10 protein-coding genes are annotated in these 8,257 nt (G+C 74.2%); 8 read left to right on the top strand and 2 right to left on the bottom strand.

Annotated elements, in window-relative coordinates; translation table 11 throughout:
- The 3 genes from NWP09_RS09915 to NWP09_RS09905 all read left to right on the top strand — a co-directional run.
- Positions 1–685: SbcC/MukB-like Walker B domain-containing protein (locus NWP09_RS09915; protein WP_309137113.1), on the top strand; the 685-nt coding region annotated here is incomplete at its 5' end.
- A 10-nt stretch (positions 686–695) separates the two neighbouring features.
- Positions 696–1,856 carry an LOG family protein gene (locus NWP09_RS09910; protein ID WP_258275349.1) on the top strand — a complete coding sequence of 387 codons (1,161 nt, stop codon included), beginning with the start codon at positions 696–698 and terminating at the stop codon, positions 1,854–1,856.
- Positions 1,857–1,929: 73 nt separating this feature from the next.
- Positions 1,930–2,454, top strand: a complete 525-nt coding sequence (locus NWP09_RS09905; protein ID WP_258275348.1) for a general stress protein — start codon at positions 1,930–1,932, stop codon at positions 2,452–2,454.
- Here NWP09_RS09905 and NWP09_RS09900 read toward each other — a convergent pair.
- Both NWP09_RS09900 and NWP09_RS09895 read right to left on the bottom strand, forming a co-directional pair.
- A complete protein-coding gene (locus NWP09_RS09900) occupies positions 2,390–3,958 on the bottom strand; it encodes an MDR family MFS transporter (RefSeq protein WP_258275347.1) in 1,569 nt (522 codons plus the stop codon). The genes NWP09_RS09905 and NWP09_RS09900 overlap by 65 nt on opposite strands.
- 158 nt (positions 3,959–4,116) lie before the next feature.
- The gene (locus NWP09_RS09895; RefSeq protein ID WP_258275346.1) at positions 4,117–4,527 is read right to left on the bottom strand and encodes a VOC family protein; all 411 of its coding nucleotides are present in this window, start codon (positions 4,525–4,527) and stop codon (positions 4,117–4,119) included.
- A 90-nt stretch (positions 4,528–4,617) separates the two neighbouring features.
- On the opposite strand from NWP09_RS09895, the gene NWP09_RS09890 reads away from it, so the two are divergent.
- The 5 genes from NWP09_RS09890 to NWP09_RS09870 all read left to right on the top strand — a co-directional run bounded on the left by NWP09_RS09890 (position 4,618) and on the right by NWP09_RS09870 (position 8,152).
- Positions 4,618–5,277 (top strand): TetR/AcrR family transcriptional regulator, encoded by a 660-nt coding sequence (locus NWP09_RS09890; protein ID WP_258275345.1) that lies wholly within the window; start codon positions 4,618–4,620, stop codon positions 5,275–5,277.
- Positions 5,274–6,320, top strand: coding sequence for an FUSC family protein (locus NWP09_RS09885; protein WP_258275344.1), 1,047 nt, complete (start codon positions 5,274–5,276; stop codon positions 6,318–6,320). The genes NWP09_RS09890 and NWP09_RS09885 overlap by 4 nt, the downstream gene beginning before the upstream one ends.
- A gap of 32 nt (positions 6,321–6,352) precedes the next feature.
- Entirely contained in the window at positions 6,353–6,985 is a 633-nt protein-coding gene (locus tag NWP09_RS09880) for a CDP-alcohol phosphatidyltransferase family protein (RefSeq protein WP_258275343.1), read from the top strand.
- Positions 6,982–7,419: a hypothetical protein gene (locus NWP09_RS09875; protein ID WP_258275342.1), complete on the top strand. Its 438-nt coding sequence runs from the start codon at positions 6,982–6,984 to the stop codon at positions 7,417–7,419. Before NWP09_RS09880 ends, NWP09_RS09875 begins: the two co-directional genes overlap by 4 nt.
- Positions 7,420–7,489: 70 nt before the next feature.
- Positions 7,490–8,152, top strand: a complete 663-nt coding sequence (locus tag NWP09_RS09870; RefSeq protein ID WP_258275341.1) for a DsbA family protein — start codon at positions 7,490–7,492, stop codon at positions 8,150–8,152.
- Positions 8,153–8,257: the final 105 nt, after the last annotated feature.

Here is an 8,257-nt window from a genome sequence, read left to right as displayed (position 1 = left end):
CGCCGAGGCCGCGGCGCAGACCCGGCTCGAGCACGCCGCGACCGACCTCGCCGACGCGCGCGAGGCCATCCGCTCGCTCGCGCACGGCGCCGAGCGCGCCGCCGTCGTGCGCGGCCTCGCCGACGCGCTCGACGGCCGGAACGAGCTGCGGCAGGACATCGAGACCTACGTGCTCGCCGCGCGGCTCGGCGCGATCATCGAGGCCGCCAACCTGCGGCTCGACGCGATGACCCACGGCCGCTTCGCCCTCCTGCACGACGAGGGCGCCGCCTACCGCGGCAAGGCGAGCGGGCTCGGTATCCTCGTGCTCGACGCGCACACGGGCCGGGCGCGCCCGACGAAGTCGCTCTCGGGCGGCGAGACGTTCCTCGCGGCGCTCTCGCTCGCGCTCGGCCTCGCCGACGTCGTGCAGGCGGAGGCGGGCGGCGTCTCGCTCGAGACGCTCTTCGTCGACGAGGGCTTCGGCTCGCTCGACCAGGACGCGCTCGAGGCGGCGCTCGCGATGCTCGACGAGCTGCGCGCGGGCGGGCGCAGCGTCGGCGTCATCAGCCACGTGCAGCAGATGCAGGAGCGCATCCCGTGGCGCATCCGCGTCGTGCCGGTGCCCGGCGGCGGCAGCCGCATCGACGTCGCGACCGACGCGCTCGCCGGCGGCGCCCAGCCGGCCCGGCGCCGCGCTGGGTAGGCTCCCGGCCATGCCCGACCTCGACGAGCGGCCGCAGCACGGCAGGCGCATCGACATCTCGTCGCTCGCGGCCTTCGACCGCCTCGCGCGGGGCGCGACGAGCATGCACGGCTGGCGCATCCAGGACGTCGACCTCACCGAGCGCGCCGACGCGCTCGAGCGCCTCGACGGCGACGGAGCGCTGCTGCTCGGCACGGAGCTGCCGCCCGGCGCGAGGGAGCGGCTCCTCGCGCAGGGCGCGCTCATCTTCGACGACGTGCCCGACGTGCCGTTCAACGCCTACCGGGCGACGCTCTACTCCCCCGACGACCTCGTCGACGGCATCGACGGCGGCTACGCGGAGAGCTTCGACGCGCGCGTGTACGCGTGGTCGCGCATGCGCCAGCACGACATCGCGCACACGCTCGCCGCAGCCCTGCACGACCACTCGATCGACGACGCGCTCGCCGAGTGGGTCGTCGGCAAGCGGATCGTGGGAGTCATGGGCGGGCACGCGCTCGCGCGCGACTCCGAGGCCTATCGGCAGGCCGCGCACCTCGCGCACGGGCTCGCGCGCGCGGGGCGGGTCGTCGCGACGGGCGGCGGCCCGGGCGCGATGGAGGCCGCGAACCTCGGCGCTCGCGCGGTGGCGTGCTCCCCCGCGCAGCTCGACGCGGCGATCGACGAGCTCGCGGCCGTGCCGTCCTTCCGCGGCGCGATCCCCGCGTGGATCGAGTCCGCGCGGCGCGTGGCCGCTCGCGTCGGCGACGGGGTCTCGCTCGGCATCCCCACGTGGCACTACGGTCACGAGCCGCCCAACTCGTTCGCCACCTCGATCGCGAAGTACTTCCAGAACTCCGTGCGCGAGGACATCCTGCTGCGCGTCGCGAGCGCGGGCCTCGTCGTGCTCCCCGGCACCGGCGGCACCGTGCAGGAGATCTTCCAGGACGCGTGCGAGAACTCCTACGCGCCCGAGGGGGCGTGGGCGCCGCTCGTGCTGCTCGGCGAGCGCTACTGGACCGAGACGCTCCCCGCGTGGCCGCTCCTGCAGTCGCTCATGCGCGGCAAGCCGGGCGAGGCCGGCATCGCGCTCGTCGACACGGTGGCGGATGCGGTGGCGGCGATCGCGGCGTTCGAGCCGCCCGAGGACGGGTCGGCTCCGCACGCCCCCGCGCCCGAGGACCGCCGCTAGCGGACCGTCCGGCCGCCGTTCGGATTCGGGTGCGAGGATCGCTCCGAGGCCCGCCAGGGCCGTGAGGAGGCACATGATGACGAACATCCAGAACCCGCTGCCGAACCGCACGGAGCCCACGCCGCCGTCGACGACGATCGCCGAGTTCGACACCTACGAGGAGGCGCAGGCGCTCGTCGACCGGCTGAGCGATGCCCACTTCCCGGTCGAGCACGTGCGCATCATCGGCACGGGGCTCACGACCGTCGAGCAGGTGCTCGGCCGCATGACCTACGGCCGCGCGGCCCTCTCGGGGGCGCTCGGCGGCGCGTGGTTCGGGCTCTTCGTCGGCCTGCTGTTCGGCCTCATCCTCGTGAACTCGTGGACATGGGTGATCTGGGCGGTGCTCATGGGCGCCGCGTTCGGCATGATCGCGGGCGTCGTGCAGCACGCGATGACCGGCGGCAAGCGCGACTTCTCGTCGATCCGCGCGCTGCAGGCGGCCCGCTACGGCGTGCAGGTGACGAACGAGCACGCGGCCGAGGCCGTGCGCCTCATGGGGCGGGCGCCGTCGGCCCCGTCGGCGCAGGCGCAGCAGCAGCCGCCGACCCAGCTGTAGGCCCCGCGGCGCCGGCCTCGCCGACCCCGGCGTGCTCCGGCTCGTCGGGCACCGCATCCGCCGGCTTCCGCAGCCGGAGCGTCGCGATGACGCCCAGGACCCAGAGCGCCGCGGCGCCCATGAACGCGAGCCGCGCGCCCTCGAGGAGCGCGTCGCCCGAGCTCACCCCGACCTCGACGAGCTGCGCCTGCCGGGTCGCCATGATCGTGACGAACGCGGCGGTGCCGGCGGCGCCGGCGACCTGCTGCACGGTGCTGAGCACCGCTGAGCCGTGCCCGTACAGGTGCGCGGGCAGCGAGCCGAGCGAGACCGTGAACAGCGGCGGGAACGTGAACGCGAAGCCGAGGCTCAGGACCATCTGCATGATGAGCACGAGCCACCACGGCGTCGTCGTCGACAGCTGCGTGTAGAGCACGAGCGCGGCGAGCACGACCACGGCGCCGGGGATCACGAGCGGCCGCGGCCCCCACCGGTCGTAGAGGTTGCCGACGACGGGGCCCAGCAGGCCCATGAGCAGCGCCCCCGGCAGCGTGATGAGACCCACCTGCAGGGGCTCGAGGCCGAGCGAGTCCTGCAGGATGAGCGGCAGCAGGATGAGCGTGCCGAACATCGCGGCCATCGCGATCACCATGACGGTGATGGATGCGGTGAACGGCGGGTGCCGGAACGTGCGCAGGTCGAGCAGCGCGTCGTCGGTGCGCTGCAGCCGCAGCTGGCGCGCGACGAACGCGACGAGCGCGAGCACCCCGACGGCGAGCGCGACGGGCAGCTGCCACGCGGGCAGCCCCTCGGCGCCGATGAGCGAGAGCCCGTAGACGAGCCCGCCGAATCCGAGCGCGGCGAGCGGGATGGAGACGAGGTCGAGCCGCGGCGGCGCCTGCACGTCGCCGCGCCGCAGCGTCCGCGACCCGGTGATGAGCATGATGAGCGCGAGCGGCGCGATGCCGAGGAAGATCCAGCGCCACGAGGCGACCTGGAGGATCGCGCCCGAGAGCGTCGGCCCGAGCGCGGGCGCCACCGACATGACGAGCGAGATCGTGCCCATGAACGCGCCGCGCCGGGCAGGAGGGACGAGCTGCATGACGGTCGTCATGAGCAGCGGGAAGACGACCGCCGTCCCCGACGCCTGCACGACCCGGCCGAGCAGCAGCAGCGGGAACGACGGCGCGATGCCGGCGACGAGCGTGCCGAGCACGAACGCCGCCATCGCCGCGAGGTAGAGGGAGCGCGTGCTGAAGCGCGCCATGAGCCACCCGGTCGTGGGGATGACGACGGCCATCGTGAGCATGAACGCCGTCGTGAGCCACTGCGCCGCGCGCTCGTCGATGCCGAGCACGGGGTCGGCGACGAGGGTCGAGATCGCGACGTTCATCGCGGTCTCGTTGAGGATCACGACGAACGCCGACACGAGCAGGGTCGCGATGATGATCGCGCCGCGGGGCGGCAGGCGGTCGGATGCGCCCGGCCGGGCGGCGGCGGACGTGGAGGGGATGCTGGTCGGCATGGGGCTCTCTGGGTCGAGCGGGCTATGGTCGAGCCCGCGCAGGCCGGGCGGGCACGGGTCGGGCGGGCACGGGTCGGGCGGGCGAGTGGAGCGCAGGGCTCGGAGCGCGGCCCGGCGGCGCGACGCGGGCCGGCGGGCAGGAAGGGGTCGGGCGGCCGTCAGGCCTCGGGCGGCGCGTCCATGTGGAAGAAGTCGATGATGTGGCCGTCGGGGTCGGTGAGCTGACCGCCGTACATGCCCCACTCGTTCTCCTCGACGGGCTTGGAGAGCGTACCGCCCGCGCGGAGCCCCGCCTCGCCGAACGCGTCGACCTCGGCGCGGCTGCCGAGCAGCATCGCGAGCAGGTTCTCGAGCGAGCCGCGGGGCGCGCGCCGCTGGCCCTCGACGAGGAACCCGTCGAAGCGCGCATCCTCGAGCAGCATGATCGCGACCTGGTCGGAGACGACCATGCAGCTCGTCGTCTCGTCGCTGAAGACCGGGTTCTTGCGGAAGCCGAGCGCCTCGTAGAACGCGGTCGCGGCCCCGATGTCGGCGACCGCGTAGTTCGGGAAGACCATCTGCACTGCCATGACCGCTCCTCGCCGCACGGGGCGGCGCACTGCCGCCCAAGGTGTGAACGGCGTTCACATTATCCGCGCGAGCCGGTAGCGTCAAGAGCGATGGCACGGACGGGCTACTTCCACGGCGACCTCCGCCGAGCGCTGCTCGACGCCGGGCTCGACGCCGCCCGCGAGGGCGGCCCCGAGGCCGTGAGCCTCCGCGAGCTCGCGCGCGGGACGGGCGTCGCGCCCTCGGCCGTGTACCGGCACTTCGAGAGCCACGAGCGGCTCGTCTCCGCGCTCGCGCTCCGCTCGCTCGCGATGGTGGCGGATGCGATGGAGGACGAGATCGCGCGCGTCCCGACGGGCGACGGGTCGGCCGAAGCGCAGCGCGCGTGGGCCGACGGGGCCATCGCCGCGGTCGGGCTCGCCTACGTGCGCTTCGCGTGGGCGGAGCCGGGACTGTTCCGGCTCGCGTTCCGCGCGCACCGCGACCTCGACGCGGCGCACCACGACGGCGCGCGCGGCGCGTGCGGCCGCACCCCGTACGAGCAGCTCGAGCGCGCGCTCGACGCGCTCGCCGAGAGCGGCGAGATCACCGCGGAGCAGCGCGCGGGCGCCGAGGCGCTCGCGTGGTCGGCGGTGCACGGCTTCGCCACGCTCACGGTCGAGGGCCCGTTGCGCTCGCTCGCGGAGCCGGTGCGCGACGCGCTCTCGCGCAGGATCGTCGAGATGGTGCGCCTGGGCCTGTCGGCCACCCCGGAGGTCGGCGCACCGTGAGCGGCGCCCGCGACGAGTTCGTGCGGGCCCTGCTCGCGTTCGGGCCCCACAACGGCGCCCACCGGGTCGCGATCCGCGCGACCATCAGCACCGCGGTGCCGCTCCTCGTGCTCGTCGCGATCGGGCACCCGGAGTGGGGCGCGTGGGCGGCGTTCGGCGCCTTCACGTCGCTCTACGGGCGCAATCGCGTGCACCTCACGCGGCTCGTGATGCAGCTGACCGCGGCGGCGGTCATGATCGCCGCCGTCGGGCTCGGCTCGCTCGTCGCGAGCCTGCCGGCGCCCGCGTGGCCGATGATCGCGTTCGGCGCGATCTTCGCCGGGCTCATCTCGATCGTCTCCGACGCGGAGGACTGGCATCCGCCCGGTCCGCTCTTCGCGCTGTTCGCGTTCAGCGGCTCGGCCTCGCTGCCCGGCATCGCCCTCCCCGACGCGGGCATCGCGACCGGCGTCGCCGCCGCATCCGCCGCCTTCTCGGTGCTCGTCGGCTCGATCGGCACCGCGTGGCGCCGGATGCGCAGGCTGCCGCCGCTCGAGTCGCTGCCGGTCGAGCGCGACTACCGCCTCTCCCCCGGCAGGCGAGTGCAGCTGCGGCGGGTCGCCCGCTACGCGCTGAGCGTGCTCCTCGCCGGCTCGATCGCGACCGCGCTCGGCATCGGCCACCCGTACTGGGCGATGGTGTCGGCCGTCGTGCCCGTCTCGACCGGCACGTTCGTCGCGGGGCTCGCGCGCGGCACGCACCGCATCGTGGGGACGACGGTCGGCGTGCTGCTCGCTGCCGCGATCCTCGCGACGCGGCCGAGCGAGCTCGTGCTCGTGCTCATGATCGCGCTCGTCGCCTTCGGCACCGAGCTGCTCGTCGGCCGCAACTACGGCATCGCGATGGTGTTCGTCACGCCGCTCGCGCTGCTCGCCGTGCACCTGTCGAGCCCCGTGCCCGTCGAGCAGCTCATCGTCGACCGGCTCGTGGAGTCCGTCGTCGGGGCGATCGTCGGCATCGCGGTCGGCTTCGCGACGAGGCGATGGGGCGCCAGGCTGGCCTGACCGCTCGCCGGGCGCTGTGCTATCAAGAGGGCATGCCCCTCATCTCGGCGCGGGATCGCGATCCGGCCGACCCGTTCTTCACGCGCGTCGTGACGCTGCCGAACGCGATCACGCTCGCGCGGCTCCTGCTGCTCGTGCCGGTGTGCTGGCTCATCGTGGCCGGCGCGCCCGGCTCGTGGCTGCCGGTGGGGCTGCTCGCGATCTGGGCGTCGACCGACTGGATCGACGGGGTGCTCGCGCGTGCCCTCGACCAGTCGTCCCGGCTCGGCGAGGTCATGGACCCGATCGCCGACCGCATCGGCATCGTCGGGGTCACGCTCGCGCTCGCGATCGCCGGAGCGCTCGACTGGTGGATCCTCGCGGTGATCGCGGGCATCGACGTCCTCTCGATCGTCTCGGCCGGCAGGGCCGCGCGCGACGGCAGCATCCACGTCTCCTGGCTCGGCAAGATACGCACCGCCGTGCTCCTCACGGCGATCGTCGTCATCCTCCTCGGCCACACGGTCCTGCCCGCGGCCACACCGCTCGGCATGACGCTCATGCTCGTCGGCGTCGGCCTGCACGTCGTCGCGGGCGTCGACTACTTCCTGCAGGCGCGTCGCCTGCGACGGGTGCAGACTGGGACGAGCACGAGTCGGCACGACGAACCCGAGGAGGCGCGATGAACGAGTGGCACGAGGACCGCGAGCGGCTCGCGGCGCAGGTCGAGGACATCCTGGCCGGCTGGCACGAGTCGGTCGAGCGCGTGCCGGGCGACGACGGCGAGCCCGACACGCTCGTCGCGCGCGACGGCGACCGGGTCGCGGCGATCCTGCCCCTCGACGAGGAGAGCGTCGAGGCGATGGTCGACGCCGAGGCCGACGGCGAGCTCGCGCAGTGGCTGCGCGAGGAGCTCGCCGAGGACGACGACCGCGAGGACGACGACCTCGACGACGAGGACGACGACGACCTCGAGGCCGCCGCCGACGCGTGGCTCGGCGACGACGACGCGGATGACGCCGACGCCGACGCGTCGACCGAGGCGGTCGACGATGACGACGACGACTACGACTGGGACGACCCGGAGGCCGACGCGCTCATCGACGAGCTGCCCCGCTGAGCGGAGCCAGGCCGCCCGGGTCCCGCACGCATCCGGAATCTTCCTCGACGACCGTGCGTTGGCCCCCGGCATGCAGATCGACATCTGGTCAGACGTGGCGTGCCCGTGGTGCTTCATCGGCAAGCGCCGGTTCGAGAAGGCGCTCGGCGCCTGGGAGCACCGTGACGAGGTGGAGGTGACCTGGCACTCGTACCAGCTCGACCCCACCCTGCCCGAGCGCTACGACGGCGGCGAGGTCGAGTACCTCTCGCGCGTCAAGGGCATGCCGGTCGAGCAGGTGCGGCAGATGATCCAGCACGTCGCCGAGCAGGCGGCGGGCGAGGGCCTGCAGTACGACTTCGACGCGCTCGTCGTCGCGAACAGCCTGCGCGCGCACCAGGTGCTGCACCTCGCGAAGTCCACGGGCGCGGCCATGGCGGATGCGGTGAAGGACGCGCTGCTGTCGGCCCACTTCGAGCGCGGGGTCGACATCGGCTCCGTTGACGCGCTCGTCGAGCTCGGCTCCTCCGTCGGGCTCGACGCCGAGGAGATCCGCGCGGCGCTCGCCGACGAGCGGCACCTGCCGGCGGTGCGGGCCGACATCCAGCAGGCGCGGACGATCGGCGTGAACGGCGTGCCGTTCTTCGTGTTCGACATGCGGCTCGCGCTCTCGGGCGCGCAGCCGCCCGAGGTCTTCGTGCAGGCGCTCGAGCGGGCGCGCGAGCTCGCGCTCGAGGACGCGCCCGCGCGCTGACGCCGCTGCCGGCGCGGCAGGGCCGCGCCTCCGGCAGATCGGTCGCCCCGTGCGCTGCCGACCCCTCACGGCGGCCGGCGCTCCGCCGGGCGACCGATCCGCCGG

The sequence above is a fragment of the Agrococcus sp. HG114 genome (assembly GCF_024723325.1).
In the GTDB taxonomy this organism is placed as follows: Bacteria; Actinomycetota; Actinomycetes; order Actinomycetales; family Microbacteriaceae; genus Agrococcus.
Note: the sequence above shows the minus strand (reverse complement) of the source record. Positions and strands in the feature narration are given on the sequence as shown.

What these genes read in the sequence shown, in the direction of transcription:
- NWP09_RS09910 (WP_258275349.1), top strand. Translation starts at nt 696, where the DNA reads ATGCCCGACCTCGACGAGCGGCCGCAGCACGGCAGGCGCATCGACATC.
- NWP09_RS09905 (WP_258275348.1), top strand. Translation starts at nt 1,930, where the DNA reads ATGATGACGAACATCCAGAACCCGCTGCCGAACCGCACGGAGCCCACG.
- NWP09_RS09900 (WP_258275347.1), bottom strand. Translation starts at nt 3,958, where the DNA reads ATGCCGACCAGCATCCCCTCCACGTCCGCCGCCGCCCGGCCGGGCGCA.
- NWP09_RS09895 (WP_258275346.1), bottom strand. Translation starts at nt 4,527, where the DNA reads ATGGCAGTGCAGATGGTCTTCCCGAACTACGCGGTCGCCGACATCGGG.
- NWP09_RS09890 (WP_258275345.1), top strand. Translation starts at nt 4,618, where the DNA reads ATGGCACGGACGGGCTACTTCCACGGCGACCTCCGCCGAGCGCTGCTC.
- NWP09_RS09880 (WP_258275343.1), top strand. Translation starts at nt 6,353, where the DNA reads ATGCCCCTCATCTCGGCGCGGGATCGCGATCCGGCCGACCCGTTCTTC.
- NWP09_RS09875 (WP_258275342.1), top strand. Translation starts at nt 6,982, where the DNA reads ATGAACGAGTGGCACGAGGACCGCGAGCGGCTCGCGGCGCAGGTCGAG.
- NWP09_RS09870 (WP_258275341.1), top strand. Translation starts at nt 7,490, where the DNA reads ATGCAGATCGACATCTGGTCAGACGTGGCGTGCCCGTGGTGCTTCATC.